Annotated in this window: 15 protein-coding genes and 2 riboswitches; of the genes, 10 read left to right on the forward strand and 5 right to left on the reverse strand. The window is 53.9% G+C overall.

The features are described 5' to 3' along the window. Positions 1-35 precede the first annotated feature (35 nt). From ACRQV7_RS00300 to ACRQV7_RS00310, 3 genes are all read left to right on the forward strand, one after another. Positions 36-1,331, forward strand: a complete 1,296-nt coding sequence (locus ACRQV7_RS00300; RefSeq protein WP_444659009.1) for a lactate racemase domain-containing protein — start codon at positions 36-38, stop codon at positions 1,329-1,331. Positions 1,332-1,455: 124 nt separating this feature from the next. Continuing rightward, positions 1,456-2,037, forward strand: a complete 582-nt coding sequence (locus ACRQV7_RS00305; protein ID WP_444659010.1) for a TetR/AcrR family transcriptional regulator — start codon at positions 1,456-1,458, stop codon at positions 2,035-2,037. Positions 2,038-2,162: 125 nt separating this feature from the next. Beyond that, entirely contained in the window at positions 2,163-3,938 is a 1,776-nt protein-coding gene (locus ACRQV7_RS00310; protein ID WP_444659011.1) for an oleate hydratase, read from the forward strand. A gap of 67 nt (positions 3,939-4,005) precedes the next feature. On the opposite strand, the gene ACRQV7_RS00315 is transcribed toward ACRQV7_RS00310, so the two are convergent. Genes ACRQV7_RS00315 through ACRQV7_RS00325 form a run of 3 tightly spaced genes read right to left on the reverse strand, consistent with a single transcriptional unit; the run spans position 4,006 to position 5,590 of the window. After that, the gene (locus ACRQV7_RS00315) at positions 4,006-4,788 is read right to left on the reverse strand and encodes a universal stress protein (RefSeq protein ID WP_444659012.1); all 783 of its coding nucleotides are present in this window, start codon (positions 4,786-4,788) and stop codon (positions 4,006-4,008) included. Between the two features lie 56 nt (positions 4,789-4,844). Continuing rightward, positions 4,845-5,201, reverse strand: coding sequence for a fluoride efflux transporter CrcB (crcB, locus tag ACRQV7_RS00320; protein WP_275715015.1), 357 nt, complete (start codon positions 5,199-5,201; stop codon positions 4,845-4,847). Further along, positions 5,201-5,590, reverse strand: coding sequence for a fluoride efflux transporter FluC (locus ACRQV7_RS00325; protein WP_444659013.1), 390 nt, complete (start codon positions 5,588-5,590; stop codon positions 5,201-5,203). Before ACRQV7_RS00325 ends, crcB begins: the two co-directional genes overlap by 1 nt. A 134-nt stretch (positions 5,591-5,724) precedes the next feature. Then, positions 5,725-5,796, reverse strand: a riboswitch (Fluoride riboswitch). A 131-nt stretch (positions 5,797-5,927) separates the two neighbouring features. Continuing rightward, positions 5,928-5,998: riboswitch (Fluoride riboswitch) on the forward strand. Between the two features lie 97 nt (positions 5,999-6,095). On the opposite strand from ACRQV7_RS00325, the gene ACRQV7_RS00330 reads away from it, so the two are divergent. From ACRQV7_RS00330 to ACRQV7_RS00340, 3 genes are read left to right on the forward strand one after another with little or no spacing between them, the layout of a single operon-like run. Further along, positions 6,096-6,530, forward strand: a complete 435-nt coding sequence (locus ACRQV7_RS00330) for a redox-sensing transcriptional repressor Rex (protein WP_444659014.1) — start codon at positions 6,096-6,098, stop codon at positions 6,528-6,530. Between the two features lie 21 nt (positions 6,531-6,551). Beyond that, positions 6,552-8,129, forward strand: coding sequence for a MutS-related protein (locus ACRQV7_RS00335; RefSeq protein WP_444659015.1), 1,578 nt, complete (start codon positions 6,552-6,554; stop codon positions 8,127-8,129). Positions 8,130-8,133: 4 nt separating this feature from the next. Then, positions 8,134-9,618, forward strand: a complete 1,485-nt coding sequence (locus tag ACRQV7_RS00340; RefSeq protein ID WP_444659016.1) for a MutS-related protein — start codon at positions 8,134-8,136, stop codon at positions 9,616-9,618. Between the two features lie 14 nt (positions 9,619-9,632). On the opposite strand, the gene ACRQV7_RS00345 is transcribed toward ACRQV7_RS00340, so the two are convergent. Together ACRQV7_RS00345 and ACRQV7_RS00350 are read right to left on the reverse strand one after the other, a co-directional pair. Next, positions 9,633-12,950, reverse strand: coding sequence for a UvrD-helicase domain-containing protein (locus ACRQV7_RS00345; RefSeq protein WP_444660305.1), 3,318 nt, complete (start codon positions 12,948-12,950; stop codon positions 9,633-9,635). Between the two features lie 139 nt (positions 12,951-13,089). Next, the gene (locus ACRQV7_RS00350) at positions 13,090-13,590 is read right to left on the reverse strand and encodes a hypothetical protein (protein ID WP_444659017.1); all 501 of its coding nucleotides are present in this window, start codon (positions 13,588-13,590) and stop codon (positions 13,090-13,092) included. A 277-nt stretch (positions 13,591-13,867) separates the two neighbouring features. Here ACRQV7_RS00350 and ACRQV7_RS00355 point away from each other — a divergent pair, with 277 nt between their 5' ends. The 4 genes from ACRQV7_RS00355 (at position 13,868) to ACRQV7_RS00370 (ending at position 18,278) form a co-directional block, all read left to right on the forward strand. Then, complete coding sequence (locus tag ACRQV7_RS00355; protein WP_444659018.1) at positions 13,868-14,620, forward strand: DeoR/GlpR family DNA-binding transcription regulator; 753 nt, start codon at positions 13,868-13,870, stop codon at positions 14,618-14,620. Between the two features lie 225 nt (positions 14,621-14,845). Next, positions 14,846-15,778 carry a 1-phosphofructokinase gene (gene pfkB / locus ACRQV7_RS00360; protein WP_444659019.1) on the forward strand — a complete coding sequence of 311 codons (933 nt, stop codon included), beginning with the start codon at positions 14,846-14,848 and terminating at the stop codon, positions 15,776-15,778. Between the two features lie 25 nt (positions 15,779-15,803). Continuing rightward, positions 15,804-17,066, forward strand: a complete 1,263-nt coding sequence (locus ACRQV7_RS00365; protein WP_444659020.1) for a zinc-binding dehydrogenase — start codon at positions 15,804-15,806, stop codon at positions 17,064-17,066. Positions 17,067-17,123: 57 nt separating this feature from the next. Continuing rightward, entirely contained in the window at positions 17,124-18,278 is a 1,155-nt protein-coding gene (locus tag ACRQV7_RS00370; protein WP_444659021.1) for an ABC transporter ATP-binding protein, read from the forward strand. The last annotated feature ends 1 nt before the right edge of the window (position 18,279 follow it).

Raw genomic sequence — 18,279 nt, forward strand, 5'->3', positions numbered from 1 at the left:
TTATAGGGAATTTTTCAATTAAAGGGTGAGCTTCTGTGTATATTGATTTTCCTCCGGCAGACGTCCTCGTGCGCGGCATGGACCAAATCCGGATTCCCTCTATGGTCACCGTTGAACAAAAATATGATCCGGCGAATATCCGGGATATTTCTTCCCATATCCGCCGCCAAATGGAAGACAATCTGAAAAACAAAGGACAGTATTGGAATAAAAGACTCTGCCTGACGGTTGGAAGCCGGGGAATTCCTCATCTTGACCGGATCGTCCGTACCGTATGCGACATTCTGAAAGAATGGGGAGCAAAACCGTTTATTATCCCCGCGATGGGCAGCCACGGCGGCGCTACGGCCGACGGGCAAAAGGAAGTGCTGGCCGGCTACAACATTACGGAGGACAGTATGGGGGTCCCCGTCCTGTCCTCCATGGATGTTGTGGAATATGCGCGATTGGATGACGGTACAAAGCTGTACTGTGACAAATACGCCAGCGAATCAGACGGCATTATCCTGCTGAACAAGGTAAAGCCCCATACGGATTTTCGCGGCGCGCACGAGAGCGGGCTGGCAAAAATGATCGCGATCGGCCTTGCCAAGCATATCGGCGCTTCTTCCTTCCACCGGGTGGGCCTGGACCGATTTGCCGGGCTGATCCCGGAAGCCGCCGGGAAATTTCTAAAGGTGATGCCGGTTGCCTTCGGCATTGGGATCGTTCAGAACGCCTATGATGATCTTTGCGCGATCGAAGTCATGGAAAAAGAAAAGATTATGGAGAAGGACAGGGAATTGCTTGTCCTTGCCAAAGAAAAAATCGCAAAGTTCAAGTTTGACGAATTGGATGTGCTGATTATTGATGAAATCGGCAAAAACATAAGCGGAATGGGATTTGATCCCAACATTGTGGGAAGAAACAATTCCGGAACCCGTGATTTTTCAAAAATTCTCCGTTTGCAGAAGCTGTTTATCCGGGGCCTTTCCGAAGAATCCCATCATAACGGAGCCGGGATCGCTTCGGCGGACGTAACGACAAGGCAATGCCTTCGGAGCGTTGACTGGGGTACAACCTGGACGAATATGATCACCGCGACAACGCTGAACGGAGGAAGGATCCCCCTGTATATGAACAACGACAGGCAGGCGATATTGCTTGCCATCCGCACCTGCAACGGAATCGATTTTGAGGATGTAACGCTTGCGCGGATCAAGAACACGCTTTCCATGAACGAAATTGAAATTTCACAATCCTTATATAATAAAATAAAAGATAGAAAGGATATTCATTTGATCCGGGGACCTCATGAAATGCGCTTTGACGAGCATGACAATTTAATATAACGCTATGCCCCCGTGATCCAAACTTGCGCTTCGCCTTTTTTTATTGTATGCTATCCTTAAAACAGCAAAGAATATTCAGATCGCCGCATTTTTATGATCTGTCAGATACAAGGTGGTGCGCCGCATGTCCCAGACAACCAAACGGGCTTTGGAAGCTTCCCTGAAAAACCTGCTGCTCCAAAAGCCGCTGGATAAGATAACGATTAATGATATTACGGAGGACTGCGGCATCAGCCGCATGACCTTCTATTACCATTTCAGGGATATTTTCGATCTGGTGGAATGGTCGTGCGTAGAGGACGCGACCAAGGCTCTGGAGGGGAAAAAGACATACGATACCTGGCAGCAGGGGTTTTTGCAGATCTTTGAAGCGGTGCTTGCCAACAAGCCGTTCATCATGAATGTCTATCATTCCGTCAGCCGGGAGCAGGTGGAAATCTATCTGTACAGGCTGACCTACGACCTCCTGATCGGCGTCGTCGAAGAAAAGGCGGAGGGCATGGCCGTCCGTGACGAGGATAAAAAGTTCATTGCGGATTTCTACAAATATGGATTCGTTGGGCTGATGCTGGACTGGATCAAAAACGGCATGAAAGAGGAGCCCCAGACGATCATCGACCGGCTCAGCTCGCTGGTTCACGGCAATATCACCTCTGCTTTGGACAACTACCGCACGGATATTCCTTTATCAAAACGCCCGGAATGATCAAACTTTTTACAATTTTCGCGCCGTGATGAAATTTTCATCACAGCGCGTTTTCTGTTTATGGAAACCCTCCGCCGGAATGGATACAATAGTTTTAGAAACCAAAACAAACGGAGGTAACTTTTATGTATTATTCCAGCGGGAATTATGAAGCGTTCGCGCGCCCGGTTAAGCCGGAAGGCGTCGATCACAAGTCCGCGTACCTTGTAGGCTCCGGCCTCGCCGCGCTGGCAGCCGCCTGTTTCCTTGTCCGCGACGGGCAGATGAAGGGCAGCCGTGTCCACATTCTGGAAAAGGACCCGATCCCGGGCGGCGCCTGCGACGGATATCTCTATGAGAATCTGGGCTATGTCATGCGCGGCGGACGGGAAATGGACAACCATTTCGAGTGCATGTGGGACCTGTTCCGCTCCATTCCGTCCATCGAGACGGAAGGAATCAGCGTGCTCGACGAGTACTACTGGCTGAACAAGAAGGACCCGAACTATTCGCTGATGCGCGCAACGGTCAACCGCGGCGAGGACGCGCACACCGACAAAAAATTCGGGCTTTCGGATCAGGGCGCGGAGGAGATCATGAAGCTGTTCTTCACTCCCGACGAAGAGCTTTACAATAAGCGCATCGACGAATATTTCAGCAGCGAGGTCCTGAACTCCAATTTCTGGATGTACTGGCGCACGATGTTCGCCTTTGAAAACTGGCATTCCGCTCTGGAAATGAAGCTGTATATCAAACGCTTTATCCACCATGTGGGCGGCCTTCCCGATTTCACGGCGCTGCGTTTTACCAAATATAATCAGTACGAGTCCATGATCCTGCCCATGATCAAATACCTGGAATCCAACGGGGTGCAGTTCCATTACGGCACCAGAGTCGTCAATGTGGAGTTCGATATTCAAAAAGACAGAAAAACGGCGAAGCGCGTGATCGTCCTTCACGACGGAAAGACGGAGAATATCGATCTGACCGAGGACGATCTGATCTTTATCACCAACGGGGGCTGCGTGGAGAATTCCTCCCTCGGCGGCCAAAACGCGCCCGCCCCGTTCAACACGGAAATCAAAGCGGGCGGCGGCTGGGATATGTGGCGGAAGATCGCCGCACAGGATCCGGCCTTCGGCCATCCGGACAAATTCTGCCATAATACGGAACAGAGCAACTGGATGAGCGCCACCGTCACCACCCTGGACGGAAAGATTCCGCCGTATATTCAGAAAATCTGCAGGCGCGACCCGTTTTCCGGAAAGGTGGTCACCGGCGGGATCGTCACGGCAAAGGATTCCAACTGGCTTTTAAGCTGGACGTTCAACCGCCAGCCGCAGTTCCGCTCCCAGCCGAAGGGGCAGCTTGTGGGCTGGATTTACGGCCTGTTCAGCGACAAGCCCGGCAATTACGTCAAAAAAAGCATGCGGGAATGCACCGGTAAGGAAATCTGCATGGAGTGGCTGTATCATATGGGAGTACCGGAGGCCGAAATCCCCGCGCTTGCCGAAAAGAGCGCCAACACGATTCCCTGCATGATGCCGTACATCACCGCGTTCTTCATGCCCAGGGCAAAAGGGGACCGCCCTCTGGTCGTCCCGAAGGGCGCCGTCAATTTCGCCTTCCTCGGTCAGTTCGCCGAGACCGCGCGCGACACCATTTTCACCACCGAATATTCCATCCGCACCGGCATGGAAGCGGTGTATACCCTGCTGAACGTCGACCGCGGCGTGCCGGAGGTCTGGGGCAGCGTGTATGATGTGCGGGACCTGCTGAATTCCACCGTATCCCTGCGCGACGGCAAGAAAATGACCGATATGGAGCTTGGGTTCAAAGAGAGGCTTGCCATGAAGCTGCTTCTGAAAAAAACCGAAGGCACCGACATTGAAAAGCTTCTGAAAGAGCATCACGTGGTTTAAGATATGATTGAAATCACGCCCCTGCGGTCCGACGGCCGCAGGGGCGTGATGTATCCAAAGCCGCCGGTTATTCATCCAGGCTTTCAAACCGTGCGATATAGTGAAATTTCAGCAGAGACGTCATACTCGGGTTGACGACCTCGATTTGGTCGAGCTGACGGAATGCAATGCCTGCTTCCAGACGGATTTCTCTTTCCTCTCCTTTTTTCAGGTCATAATGCTCCGGCTGGCCGTTTTGCAGCGGGGCGGACCATGTGCCGCCGTCCGGGTCGTAGGCGCTGTGGTTCAGGCGCAGCTTTCCCTCCAGCACCGTGATGCTGTACACGCATTTGCCCGCCTGCACCGGAAGCAGGCAGGAACTGGGCCGGAAGCTCATCTGGCCGCTCAGCGTAACGATATCGTCCATATGCCGGCATTTCAGCACATTCCCCGGCGATTTTTCACTGGGCATATTTTCCGGCACGATCATAACGATGCATTTCGCGTATTTTACGACATAGGCTGCAACCGAGCCGATTTTCTGGGACAGGCCGGTCTTTGTGGATTTGGTCATCACGATAATATCGATTCCGTCCTGCTCTGCACATTCGAGGATCTGATCGCCGGCCCGCCCGAAAACGACCTGCTTACGCACGGGATAGCCCGGCAGCTGTCCGGCTACCGCGTCCAAGGTGGATTTCAGCTGCGCTTTGGATTTTTGCAGTTCCTCTTCCGAATACATCGTTTCCGTGTCTTCCCGGACCATAAGCAGTACGATGCTCACATCCTCCGGCGTATAGAGCGATTTGATCAGACCGACCGCCTGCAGGCTCCGCGCTGTTCCGTCGATCGGAAGTAAAACCCTTCTCATAACAACACCTCCGTAAACTCAATGATTTCCGGGAAAACGGCGTCCCCCGGCTCGTTTTAAAAAAGCTTCCCCGTTGTGTAACCCATCGAAAAACAAAGAAGTCCGGCTGCCAGCGACAATACGATAAACAGGAGGGACTCCCTGACGGCGTCGTGCTGCATGAGCTGCACGCTTTCAACGGTAAAGGTGGAAAAGGTGGTAAAGGCGCCGCAAAAGCCGTCGCCCAGAAGCAGATAGGAATTTCCGCTGATGCCCAGCCCGCAAAAAATCCCCAGGAGGAATGCGCCCGACAGGTTGATAAAAAAGGTACCGAAGGGAAAGGTGTGATTTTTTCTTTTTGAAAAGGCGGCTCCGATCTGATAGCGGGCGATTGCGCCGCAGACGCCGCCGACGCTCAGTAGGACGAAATCCATCAGGCGCGCCTCCGTTCCATCCGCTTTGCGGTTCTGATCCCGAGCCACGCGGCGGCAAGGCCCGGCAGGACGGAAGCAAAAACGTAAACCGCCGAAAGAAGGACATTTCCGGAAAGGCCCAGCAAAACAGCTTCTTTGCAAAGGGTTGAAAACGTGGTATATCCTCCCAGCAGGCCCGTGGTGATACCCAGGCGCACTTCGGCGCTCACCGGGAATTTTTTTGCGAACAGGATGGTCAGAAAGCCTAATAAAAAGCTCCCGCTCACGTTAATCAGAATCGTGAGAATGGGACGGTAAAGTTCGTCAAAGGGCAGAGGAAGCTGATGGACCGCGCACCTCAGGATGGTTCCGGCCGCCCCTCCGACCGCGACAGCGATATTTTTTTTCATAGATACCCCCCAATTTGGCATTTCCATTGCTGCGACCAGGCCTTATTTGCATTCCTGTTTTTACAAACAGGGCCTGAACTGTAAATTTTTCTGTTTTGCGGAAGGGGAAAATAAAAAGCTGACCACTTCCTATGATTCCCATAGAAGTCATCAGCTGAAAAGCAATTTTAGCAGCGCTAAGGGAGAACTTCATTCCCGTTTCTGCATTATAGCAAATTATGACGGATTTTTCAACCTTTTCTCCGTTTGCGTACGGCTTATAAGGAAAAATGCAGGCAGGCGCCATCCACTGAACGGAATTTTATTGCCCATTGATTTTTATAAAAGCATGTTCTATAATAGCCTTGGGAATGAAGTACTCCCGCGGTAATACCGAAATGCGTGAAAGCTGATGACTTCTGTTTGGAAGCCATCGGCTTTTTTGTCGTTGTCAGGCTGTGGCGCCCGGAAAAGGCCGCGGCAGCGCGGTGGCTTCCGCATCATAAAAAACAAAAGAAGGTGCGGTATGGAAGGAATCAATCCTGCCTCCGGTCCGAAGGCCGTCCGGCAGGACAGGAAAACAGACGCCGTCGTCCTCGTCGGTGTCGGAAAGCTGGGAAAGGCGCTGATGAGCTACGCGGGCTATTCCGCATACGACCTTGATATTCTTGCCGGGTTTGACATTGACCCGAAAATCATCAAAAAAGGCGCGTACGGAAAGCCGGTGTACCCTGTTGGCAGACTGAATGAAATCTGCCGCCGGCTGGACGCGAAAATCGGAGTGATCACGACGCCCGGAAGCTGTGCGCAGCCGGTATGCGACGCGCTGGTAAAAGCCGGAATCGTCGCGGTCTGGAATTATTCCTCGGTACGGCTGAAGGCACCGCCGCATGTAATGGTGCATCACGAGGATATGACCGGTTCGCTCCGGCGTCTTGCCGAGTATGCGTCAAAGCACTAAAAACAGGAAGAGGTGTGCAATGTGTTTTACAGTATCTTATTTCCGGCTGAGGAGCAGTGGAAAAAACCGAGGAAGGAGGCTGCGCCGGACTGCTTCAGGGACCTTTATCTTGACCAGATCTTCCGGCCGATCCTGAACGGCAGAAAAGAATATGGGCTCGAAGGCTTCTTCTACACTTCGCTTCGCGACAGCGATACCCTTATCTACCGGCAGAAAGTCATGCGGGAGCTGGAAGACGACGGGCTGCGCGGATTCTTTTCCGATTTTTCACAATCCATCTATCGCCTCAGCCAATCCATGGAAGCCGTCAAAAAATCGCTCACATCCGAAAACAGCTATGAAAATCATTATCTGACCAAGGGACGTCTGCTCGACTGTGCGGACAGCTACTGTACGGAGCTTGCCGGGCTGACAGACGGGCTGCGGGACCGGACGCTTTGCTCGGACGGACTGCGCGGCTTTATGAAGTACCTGGCCGCCTATACGGGCACGGAGGCGTTCACGGAGCTTCGGGGACAGATCGGCCGGCTGCGCGAACAGCTTTCTTCCGTGGAATACTGCATGCTGATCAAAAACGGGGTCCTCCGTGTCCGGAAATATGAGGGGCAGGAAGATCACAGTAAGGAAATTCTCAGGCTGTTCGACAAATTCCGTCAGGGGGACGGGACGGATTACCGCCGCAAGCTTTCCGAAGAACCGTACGCGCAGCATGTGGAGGCGGCCGTGCTGAATATGGTCGCCTCCTGGTACAAGGACATTTTTGAGAATCTGGACCATTTCTGCTTAAAATATCTTGATTTTATCAACCCGACTGTCGCGCGGTTTTCCCGTGAAATTCAGTTCTACCTCTCCTGGCTGGAATATATCCGGCCGCATCGCGGGAAAGGGCTCCCGTTCTGTTACCCGAAATTGTGCGAAAACGCGGAACACCTTTACGACAGGGACGGCTTTGATCTGGCTTTGGCTTCGTCCATGGGAGATGCCGGGCAGCCGGTGACGAATGATTTTGAGCTGAATACACCGGAGCGGATCATTGTCGTGACCGGGCCCAATCAGGGCGGAAAGACGACCTTTGCCCGCGCCTTCGGGCAGATCCATTATCTCTCCTGCCTGGGGCTGTGCGTGCCGGGAAGGGAGGCGGCGGTTCTCCTTTTTGACAATATCTTCACCCATTTTGGGCGGGAGGAGGATTTGTCCACCCAAAACGGAAAGCTGCAGGACGATCTCGAACGTCTTCACGAGCTTCTCGGGCACGCTGCCTCCCGGAGCATTATCGTCATCAACGAGATCTTTTCCTCCACCACTTTGACGGACGCGCTGCTGCTGGGGGGCCGCATGATGGACGCCCTTGCGAAGCTGGGCGCTCCCGCCGTGTGCGTCACCTTTATCGACGAGCTGGCCGCACACGGGGAGGAAACGGTCAGCATGATGAGCTCGGTCCGGGAGGACGACCCGGCGGTAAGGACTTTTCGGATTACCCGCAGGCCGCCCGACGGCCTTGCCTATGCGATGCACATCGCGGGGAAATACGGGCTGACCAGTGAGCAGCTCTGCGAAAGGCTGCGCGGCGGACTCTGCGGCAGTCGTAAGGGAGGCTGAAATTTTGAAAGTACACTTGATGGATCAGGATACGGATTTCAATCCGCAGGAGAAACCCTGTTTTGGGAAGGACACGCTGATCGCCGATCTTGAGTTTTCCCGCATCCTTTCGGCGATGGCGCGGGACGACACCATGATTCGGGAGGCGTGCGGCTCGGCCCTGTTTTGTCCTTTGCGGACCGACCGGGAAATCCGCTATCGTCAGGAGGTCCTGAAGGACTGCATCAACAACCCCGAAACAGTGAGAAAGCTTTATGATATTACGGTTGAGACAATGGAGCGGAAACACAAATCCTGGTCGTGGCTGTCCACACGGCAGAATTTATCCGGCAATTTTTCCAGCGCGGTCGATTTATTGAAAATATATACGGAAATGCTGCTGAAAATGCGCAACGCCACCGACGCGGATATGCGGAATTTCCATTCCGAAGGCTTTAAAAATTTCATCTCCATGCTGTGGCGGGAGCTCGGCGACAATTATTTTTTACAGATTCGTTCGCTTCTGAATGAGCTGAAGGATGAAAAAGGGATGCTGATCAGCGCCGGACTCGGCAATTACAATCAGGGAATCGATTATGTGATGCGGCGCAAAGAGAAAACGCATTTCTGGCGCCACTGGCATTTTGCCCCGTCCTTTACGCTCGCGCCCCGTGACGACGCGGGGGCCTCCGATTTCGGCAACCGCCGCGCCCGTGCGATGAATGAAAGCATCAATGTGCTGGCGCAGTCGGCGGAGCACGTGGAAAGCTTTTTCGTTATCCTTCAAAAGGAGCTTGCCTTTTACGTCGGCTGTCTGAATTTATACGACAGGCTTCAGGCCGCCGGCATGCCGGTCTGTATTCCCGAGCTGCTCCCGCTGGAAGCGGAGAGCCGGAAATACGATGAGCTGTACGACGTCAGCCTTGCCCTGCTAAAGGATTCGGGAGTAACGGGAAACGAACTGAATGCGGAAAATCAGCGGCTTTATATCATTACGGGAGCCAATCAGGGAGGAAAATCCACCTTTCTCAGAAGCGTCGGGCAGGCACAGCTTATGATGCAGTGCGGGATGTTCGTCGGCGCGCAAAATTACCGGGCGCCGATACGGAACGGCGTATTTACGCACTTTAAAAAAGAGGAAGATACCACGATGACAAGCGGGAAGCTGGATGAGGAGCTTGCCCGCATGAGTGAGATTGCCGACCGCCTGACTCCCGGGGCTCTGGTTCTGTTCAATGAATCGTTCGCCGCCACCAATGAGCGGGAGGGCTCCGAAATCTGCCGCCAGATTACAAAGGCGCTCACGGACAACGGGATAGAAATCTTTTTCGTGACGCATCTTTATACCTTCGCGGCCGCCTTTTTCAGCCCGCGGTACCCGAAGGTTCAGTTCCTCAGCGCACAAAGGCTTGAAAACGGAGAACGTACGTTTAAAATCGTGCCGGGGGAACCTCTTCAGACGGCTTACGGAGAAGACCTGTACCGGAAAATATTCGGACCGGAGGCGTAACGCCCCGCCGTCCGTCAGAAAAAGCTGACCTGCTCGAATTCGGGCGCTTTTTTCCGCTCAAAAGCGGTCCCCTCTGAAAGAAGGTCCGCGGGCAGGCCGGAAAGGAAGGGCGAGCGCGGGGAGGAAGTCAGAAGGACCAGCTCGTCCTGCGCCCTTGTCATGCCGACATAAAAGAGCCGGCGTTCCTCGTCCGGGTCACCGTCGCCCCGCCGGTTTTTCAGCGGGATCGTTCCGTCCTTTACGCCGCTGACAAACACAACGGGGAATTCAAGCCCCTTGGACGCGTGCAGGGTCATGAGCGAAACCGCGTCCGGCGAATAGCTTCTCCCGCCGCTGCGCACGATGTCGCCTTCCCGCCCGAGCAGAAGATTCTGCAGGAGGGAGGGCATTTTTTCGTGCAGAACGGCCATGTTGAGAAACAGCTCCATGCTCCGTACCTCCTGAAGCCCGTTATCGCCGATCCAGGCTTCTATCAGCTTCTGCGGTTTCCCGCTGCGGACGAGGGGCCCGTATTTGCGGAGCAGCCCGGAGAATGTTTGCGGATTTCCCGGGGAAGCGGGGAGCTTTTCCAAAAGCGCCGAAAGGGACGCGGCGCTTTTGTCCGTTCCGGCGTAGTCCTCCAGCACCCGCTGCGTCCGGCCGCCGGGGCAGACGCCCCATTCCTTCAGGCACAGCCGAAGGGAGATCAGGTCCGCGGGGTCGAGCAGAAAGCGGAAAAAGGCGACCGCTTTGCGCACCTCACGGTCGGAAAGGAATTCATCCCGTCCGGCGACCAGATACGGGATGCCCTCTTTCCGGAGGCATTGTTCTAAAAGCTCCGCCTGACGGTTGGTCCGGTACAGCACGGCGATGTCGGAAAAGCTCCTCGTCTGCTCCGAGACAGGTCTTTTCCCTTTTGGGCGGGAAGAAGTGTGCGCGTCGAGCATATCGATGCCGCCGACCATGCGGTTGATCTCTTTGGCAATGAAAATCGCTTCCGGCAGCTCGCCGTCCGCCTCCAGAAGACGTACGCGGGCGCCGCTGCCCCTTTGCGCCTCAAGAGGCGGTTCCGCGGTGCTTCTTTCCGGCAGAACGGACCGGGAGCATCCAATGATTTCGGGGGTGGAGCGGTAATTCTGCGTGAGCCGTACCCGGAGCGCCCCGGAAAAATTTCCGAAGAACCGGTCAAAGCAGCGGGAATCCGAGCCCCGGAATCCGTAAATGGACTGATCCGGGTCCCCGATTACGAAAATTCCCGCACTGTTTTTCCCCCATTCCTGTATCAGGCGGTACTGGACGGGATTGATATCCTGAAATTCATCCACCAGAAGATAGGAAAAAGTGTTCCTGAGTTTTTTCTCGTCCCTGTTTCCCAGTTTTCCGTTTTGGAACAGGTTCAGCGTGTTCAGGAGGATGTCGTCATAGTCCAGCACGCCGTACTGAGCAAGCTGTTCACAGTACCGGTCATAGACCCCCTCCGGGACTTCCTCAGCTTCTTCCGGCAGCCGCGCGCCACTTTTGATCAGGGAAATCTCCCTGAAAACATCCCGCGGGGACGCTTTGAGCCCGAGGTCCTTTAAAAGGTCCGCGAGAATGGAGAGCGCGTCCTGCTCGCCGATGACGGTGGGCGCTGCCGCTCCCTTTCTTCCGGAGAGAATCTGCAGGCAGATGGAGTGGAACGTCCCGATGTGCATGCTTTTCACGGTCCGCCTGTCCCCGAAATACGCGGCAAGGCGGGACCGCATTTCCTCCGCCGCCCGGTTTGTGAACGTGACGGCGGTAATCTGTGCGGGGGATACGCCGCATTCCCGGACGAGGCGGACGATCCGGCTCACGAGCGTCCGTGTTTTGCCGGTGCCGGGTCCGGCGATCACCGCGACGGCGGAGTCGGAGGCGGACACGGCCTCCCGCTGCTCCCGGTTCAATCCGCTGAAAGCGTCCTCAGCGGCGGCCGGAAGCGCGCCCGACTCTTTTTTCCGCGGCGGCGCGTTCTCTGCTTCCGATCCCGCCGGGGGGTTGTCCGTCCGGCCTTTTCGCTTTCCCGTATTCTCCGCAGCGGACGGATCGCTCCGCTTTTCCCTGAAAAGACTGGTCTGGCCGGAAAGCAGGCCGATCTCCTGCTGATCCAGGATTTTGATCTTCCCGTATTCCCCGTCGAATCCGGGCAGAACGGTTACCTTCCCGCCGCGGAGCCGGCGGATGCCCTCGGCGATCAGCGGGCCTGCCGCAAGCTCAATGTCGCCCAGCGGCGCCTCGCGCAGGATAAAAAGCTCCGGGCCAAGGCTGCGGATCAGGCCGCCGTACCTTTCCCCGACCTTCTTGCTTGCCGCGGTGAAGCCGGTCGACGCCGCAATCACCTCCCGCAGAGGGATCAGGCTTTCAAAACGCTTGGCCGAGGGGGGAACATAGCCCTCCTCCCGGTCCGCGAGCGATTCCACCCGATGCAGCACCCCCACCGTGATCCTGCCGCCGCACACGGGGCAGACGCCCGACGCGGCCAGGGTATCCGCGGGTTTCAGACACACCCCGCAGTTCCGGTGCCCGTCATAGTGGTACTTTCCTTCCTCGGGGAAAAACTCGATCGTGCCGGAAAACTCCTTCGTGTCACGGTTCCGGAGCGCCCGCGAGATATCCGGGTAGGAAAGGCCGGTGTCGAAAAGGTTTGCCTCCCGCGCGAGGTTCCCCGGCGAATGGGCGTCCGAATTGGAAACCAGCGTGAAGCGGTCCAGCGCGGAGACGCGCCAGTTCATGGGCGGGTCGGAGGAAAGCCCGGTTTCGAGCGCGTGGATGTGCCCCGTCAGGTCCCCGAAGCATTCCTCGATCTCGTCAAAACCGGAATAGGCGCCGAACAGGGAAAAATGTGGAGTCCAGATGTGGGCGGGAATAAAGATGGCGTCGGGGCACACGTCCAGCGTGATTTCCAGAAGGTCCCTGCTGTCGAGGCCGAGAATCGGCCTGCCGTCGGAGTGCAGGTTGCCAATGGCCTCAAGCCTGTGGGAAAGGGCTTCGGCGCTTTCCAGATTGGGAAGAAGAATTACATTATGTACCTTCCGGACCTTTCCGTTCTTTTTATAGATGGAGCTGATTTCACCGGAGATCATGAAGCGGGGCTTCCGGCTGCTTCCCCCGATATCGTCCTCCCGGCGAAAGCTGTCTTTGAGGGTATAGAGACCCTCCTCGGCCGGGATAAGCTTTTCCCGGAGCTCCTCCCGCCAGGCCGGATGGGTGAAGTCCCCCGTTCCGATCAGGTCCAGACCCTTGCGCCGCGCCCACAGCTCCAGCATTTCGGGAACGCAGTCCTTGCTGGTGGCCCGGGAATATTTTGAATGGATATGAAAATCGGCAATAAACATCGTTAACACCTGCGCTTTATCCTGAATTTACATCTATTATAGCATAAAAGCGAGAAAAACCACACGCCGGACTTTGCATTGGGAAAAATCAGACAGCGGTATCAAACAAAAGCTCCTAAAACATGGAAGCCCCTGCCCGTCAGGGAATGCGGTTAACGGACCATACGGCGCTTTCAATATTCAAAGGAAGCGTCATGCCGTCCGCCGCATAATAAAGACCGACGGTATCCCCCGCGTTCAGCTGGGCCTCACCGGCTAACGCTACCGTACCCGCCCCCAGGACGGCCCTTAAGGATAAAACCGTTACAGCGATATTCAGCAGGGGAAACAAGCCGCTGATCAGGTCTGCGGAGCTTGGCGCGGAGCGTCTGACTATGAACGAAGGGGTGATCCCCGCCCCCAGGGAAATTGTTATGGCCGCGTTCAGGGTGTAGCTGACGGTTGCGGCTATGGAGTATCTTCCGGTTGCCGGAACGGTATAATTTCCCGCAGCCGCATCGAGATTTCCGCTGTTGAAATAAGGGGACGCTGCGGTCCAGGGCTTCAGCTGCGCGTCCGCGGACAGGGAAAGCGAAGAGATAAGGGCCGAAAAGCCTTCCTGCGCGGCGTTCGGGATTGCCAATGGCCAGATATTCAACATAGCGATTTTGTCAGCTCCTGTGTCAATCGTAAAAGGGCCCCGCGGCAGGCGCGGAAAGCTCCTTTTTCTGCATATCTGATACAGTATATTCATTGTCCGCCCGATTTGCCCGATTTCTCCCCCGCTCTAAAATCCTGTGGGCTTTCAAACAAGCCTGTTAATCGAAACCTTAAAATATTTCCGTAAAAGCATGATTCTGGTTTGACAAGCATTTTTCAATGCTTTATAATTGTTTCAATAATTTTTTTTGTTGTTACAAAAGAATAGGATGGGAAAAATGAAGCAGCGGAGAGAACAGATTGTGGAACTTGTCAACAGCGAGGGCGCTGTCAGCTTTGCGAAATTGAAGGTTGCGTTTCCGGAGGTTTCGGAAATGACCCTGCGCAACGATCTGAAGTTTCTGGATCAGGCCCGCCAGATCGTCCGCGTGCACGGCGGAGCGAAATCGGTGGAGGTCGTGATCGGAACGGACGATCTGTTTTATAAGCGCAGTACGCGGAATATGGAAAAAAAGCGTCAAATTACCGAAAAAGCGGTGAAGCTCCTGCGCCCCGGAACGTCCGTCTTCCTCGATTCCGGAACGACGGCTACGGAGCTGGCCCGTGTTTTCCCCGATGAATCCTACCTGATTTTTACCGGGGGAATCAGCTGCGCGCTGGAGCTGGCGCATCTGACGCAGTCGCAGGTCCATGTTCTCGGCGGGCAGATGAACCGTTTCAGCCTGAGCGTGAACGGGATCAGCAGCGTGAAAGCGATTGAGAATGTCAATTTCAGCATCGCGTTTCTGGGCGTGACCGGTTACAGTCAGGAAACGGGCTTCAACTGCGGCGTAGAGGACGAGAACGAACTGAAAAAGGCGGTTGTCCGCAAATCCGAAAGGGTAGTCGCTTTAATGGATTCCGGGAAAGTAGGCATTGTCAACACCTTTACTTTTGCAGCGCTCAAGGACATCGACATTGTGGTTTCCGACGATGAGCTGGACCCCGAAACGAAGGATTTTTTTCAATCCCACGGAATAGAAGTTCTCTGAAGAATCGTTCTTAAAACAATCATTATTATAGAAAAATGCTTTTGTATTATTAAAACAAAAGCGTTTTTTTGTTTTTCTGAACAAATTTGTAGATTTAGTAAAAAATTTCTGTTAAAACTTAGAAAATTTGCCACTTGAATCACAAAATGATTGTTGATATTATAATAAAGTATTTTGAAACAATAATTTTTCGACAATATTCTATAAAATTCTTGGAGATTCAATATGATAACAACAGTAACACTTAATCCCGCAATAGACAAGACGATAGAAATTCCGAATTTTACCCCGAACATGGTCAACCGGATTGCAGCCATGCGCCTTGATCCCGGCGGAAAGGGAATCAACGTCAGCAAGGTGATTGCTTCGATGGGTGGAACCAGCCGTGCAGTGACGGTGCTGGGGGGAGCTACGGGTTCTAAAATTGCAGACGCTTTGAAAGATGTAAGCCTGCAGCCCGATTTTATTTTCACCAATCAGGAAACGCGGACCAATACAAAAATAATTGACCCGGTCCGCCATACCAATACGGACATCAACGAATTTGGCGATCCTATGGAGGAAAGCGTTCAGCGGGCTGTTCTTGCAAAGTTGAAGGACGGGCTGAAAAAAGACGACATCCTTGTGCTGGCGGGCAGCGTGCCCGCAGGCGTGCCCCGTACTTTGTACCGTGACTGGATTTTTGAGTGCGCAGCCATGGGTGCGAAAATGTTTCTGGACGCCGACGGCGATCTGCTGAAATTTGGAGTAGAGGCGGCGCCTTATCTGATTAAGCCCAACAGGGAGGAGCTCTCGAAGCTGCTCAAAAATCCTTTGAATACGCTGGAAGAAACCGTAACGGCCGCTAAAACGCTGGTTCGCAGCGGAGTCCGAAAGGTTGCGGTTTCTTTGGGCGGAGACGGGGCACTGCTGGTTACCGAGCAGGAAGTTTTCTATGCTGAGGGGCTGCGCGTGCCGGTGGGGAGCACGGTGGGAGCCGGGGACTCCATGGTGGCCGCTTTCGCCTACGGCGAGGAAACCGGGATGAGTACTTCAGAAATCTTCCGCTTGGCAATGGCGGCGGGGGCCGCAAGCGTTATGTGCGCCGGCACACAGGCCGCAACCCGTTCCTCAATTGAAAAGCTGCTGCCGTTGGTAAAAGTTCAATCTTTAAACTGATTGGTTATTGAATAGGAGGTTAAACATGAAAACGAAAGCATTACGTCTGTACGGCGCATCCGACCTGCGTTTGGAAAAATTTGAGCTGCCTGAGATTAAGGAGGATGAAATTCTTGTTAAGGTGGTATCCGACAGTATCTGCATGTCCACTTACAAATGTGCTATTCTGGGTGAAAAGCATAAGCGCGTTCCGGCCAACGTCGCCCAGCACCCCACGATTATGGGCCATGAGTTTGCCGGCGATATTATAAAGGTAGGAAAAATGCATCAGGACAAATTCCGCCCCGGCATGAAATTTACCCTGCAGCCCGCGCTGAATTACAAGGGGACCATGTGGTCGCCCGGCTACTCCTATGAATTTTTCGGAGGGGATGCAACCTATTGCATCATTCCTCATGAGGTAATGGAACTGGGCTGCCTTCTGGAATATAGGGGAAAAGCTTATTATGAAGCCTCTTTGGCGGAACCGATGTCCTGCTCTATCGGGGCATTCCATGCCTGTTACCATACGAAAATGGGTGTTTACCACCATGAAATGGGAATTAAGGAAGGCGGCAGTCTTGCACTTCTGGCAGGAGCGGGACCTATGGGCTTAGGCGCGCTGACTTATGCGCTGCACAGTGACCGCCGCCCTTCGACTGTCACGGTGACCGATATCAATGAAGATCGTTTAACCCGCGCCAGAGCCCTGTTTTCTGCGGAGGAAGCAAAGAGGGATGGGATAGAGTTGCATTTTGTCAATACCTCTGATATGGAAAATCCGGCGGTGGAGCTGAAAAAGCTGGCGGGCGGCGGCTATGACGACGTTTTCGCGTACGCTCCGGTACCGAGCGTAGTAGAATTGGCTTCCGCCGTACTGGGACGTGACGGCTGTCTGAACTTCTTCGCGGGTCCTACTGACTCCAATTTCAGCGCGAAAATGAATTTCTATGACGTCCATTACAATTCCACCCATGTGATGGGGACCACTGGCGGAAATACTGCGGATATGCTGGAGTCCCTGGAACTGACGGCGGCCGGAAGGATCAACCCGGCGGTTATGGTTACCCATATTGGCGGACTGGACAGCGCCGGGAAAACAACCCTGAATCTTCCGAAGATTCCCGGAGGCAAAAAGGTCATTTATACCCATATTGAAATGCCGCTGACGGCTATCAGCGATTTCCGCGAAAAGGGAAAAAAGGATGAGCGATTTGCGGTCCTTGCGGATATTGTGGAAGCGAACAACGGTCTTTGGTGCGGCAAAGCGGAGGAGTATCTGCTAAGAAAATGGGAGCAGGTCGATTAATCATCATGCGCGAAACGGATCAGTGTGTGCAGATTTTTCAGAATGGAGAAGGTAGTTATGAGTGTGGGAATCAAGATTGAAGATGCGGTCAAAAAGTACGGGCAGAATACGGTTATTCCCGATTTGTCGCTGGATATCCGCAACGGGGAGCTGTTTACCCTTCTGGGACCGTCCGGCTGCGGAAAAACAACGTTGCTCCGAATGATTGCGGGCTTTAACAGCATTGAGGGCGGCCGGTTCTACTTTAACGACAAACAGATCAATGACATGGACCCCAGCAAGCGAAATATCGGAATGGTTTTTCAAAACTACGCAATTTTCCCCAACATGTCTGTCCGGAAAAATGTAGAATTCGGATTGAAAAGCAAAAAAGTACCGCTGGAGACGATTCGGACGGAAACAGATAAATTTTTAAAGCTGGTGCATGTGGATCAGTATGCCGATCGGATGCCGGACAGGCTTTCCGGCGGGCAGCAACAGCGCGTGGCACTGGCCAGAGCGCTGGTCATCCGTCCGGATGTTCTGCTGATGGACGAGCCTTTATCCAACTTGGATGCGAAGCTTCGCGTGGAAATGCGTACGGTCATTAAGCATATTCAGCGGGATGTGGGAATCACTACGGTCTATGTCACCCACGATCAGGAAGAAGCCATGGCAATTTCCGACCGGATCGCCGTTATGAAGGACGGCGTCATCCATCACTGTGGAGAGCCTAAAGATATTTATCAGCGTCCGGCGGACCTGTTCGTTGCAACCTTCATCGGCAAGTCTAACCTGCTCAAGGCAAAGCTTCTGACGAAAAACGGATGTTACTATCTGGAATTTCTGAACGGATACAGGGTCCCGTTCGATAAAGTACGCAGGGATGCCGCGGACAATCAGAATGTGGTGGTATCCGCCCGTCCAGAGGAACTGCTTGTACACCCCGCGGGAGAAAACGCGCCCAAAGACGGCATTCGCGCGGTTATTTCGGATAGTGTTTTTTTGGGACTGAACACGCATTACTTCGTTAAGCTGGAAACGGGAGAGGAAGCAGAAGTCATTCAGGAATCCCGTATTGATTCACTTCTGCCTCCCGGCAGTGAAATCCTTTTAACCCTGAATGTGGAGAAAGCCAATGCGTTTGATGCACAGAGCACAAAGAGCATCATGGAGGGGGTCAACAACAGCACGAACGCCCCGGATGAAGCTTTAAGTGGGGAGGAAAGCTGAT

It is taken from the genome of Caproiciproducens lactatisolvens, from assembly GCF_052443335.1.
Taxonomy (GTDB): domain Bacteria; phylum Bacillota; class Clostridia; order Oscillospirales; family Acutalibacteraceae; genus Caproiciproducens.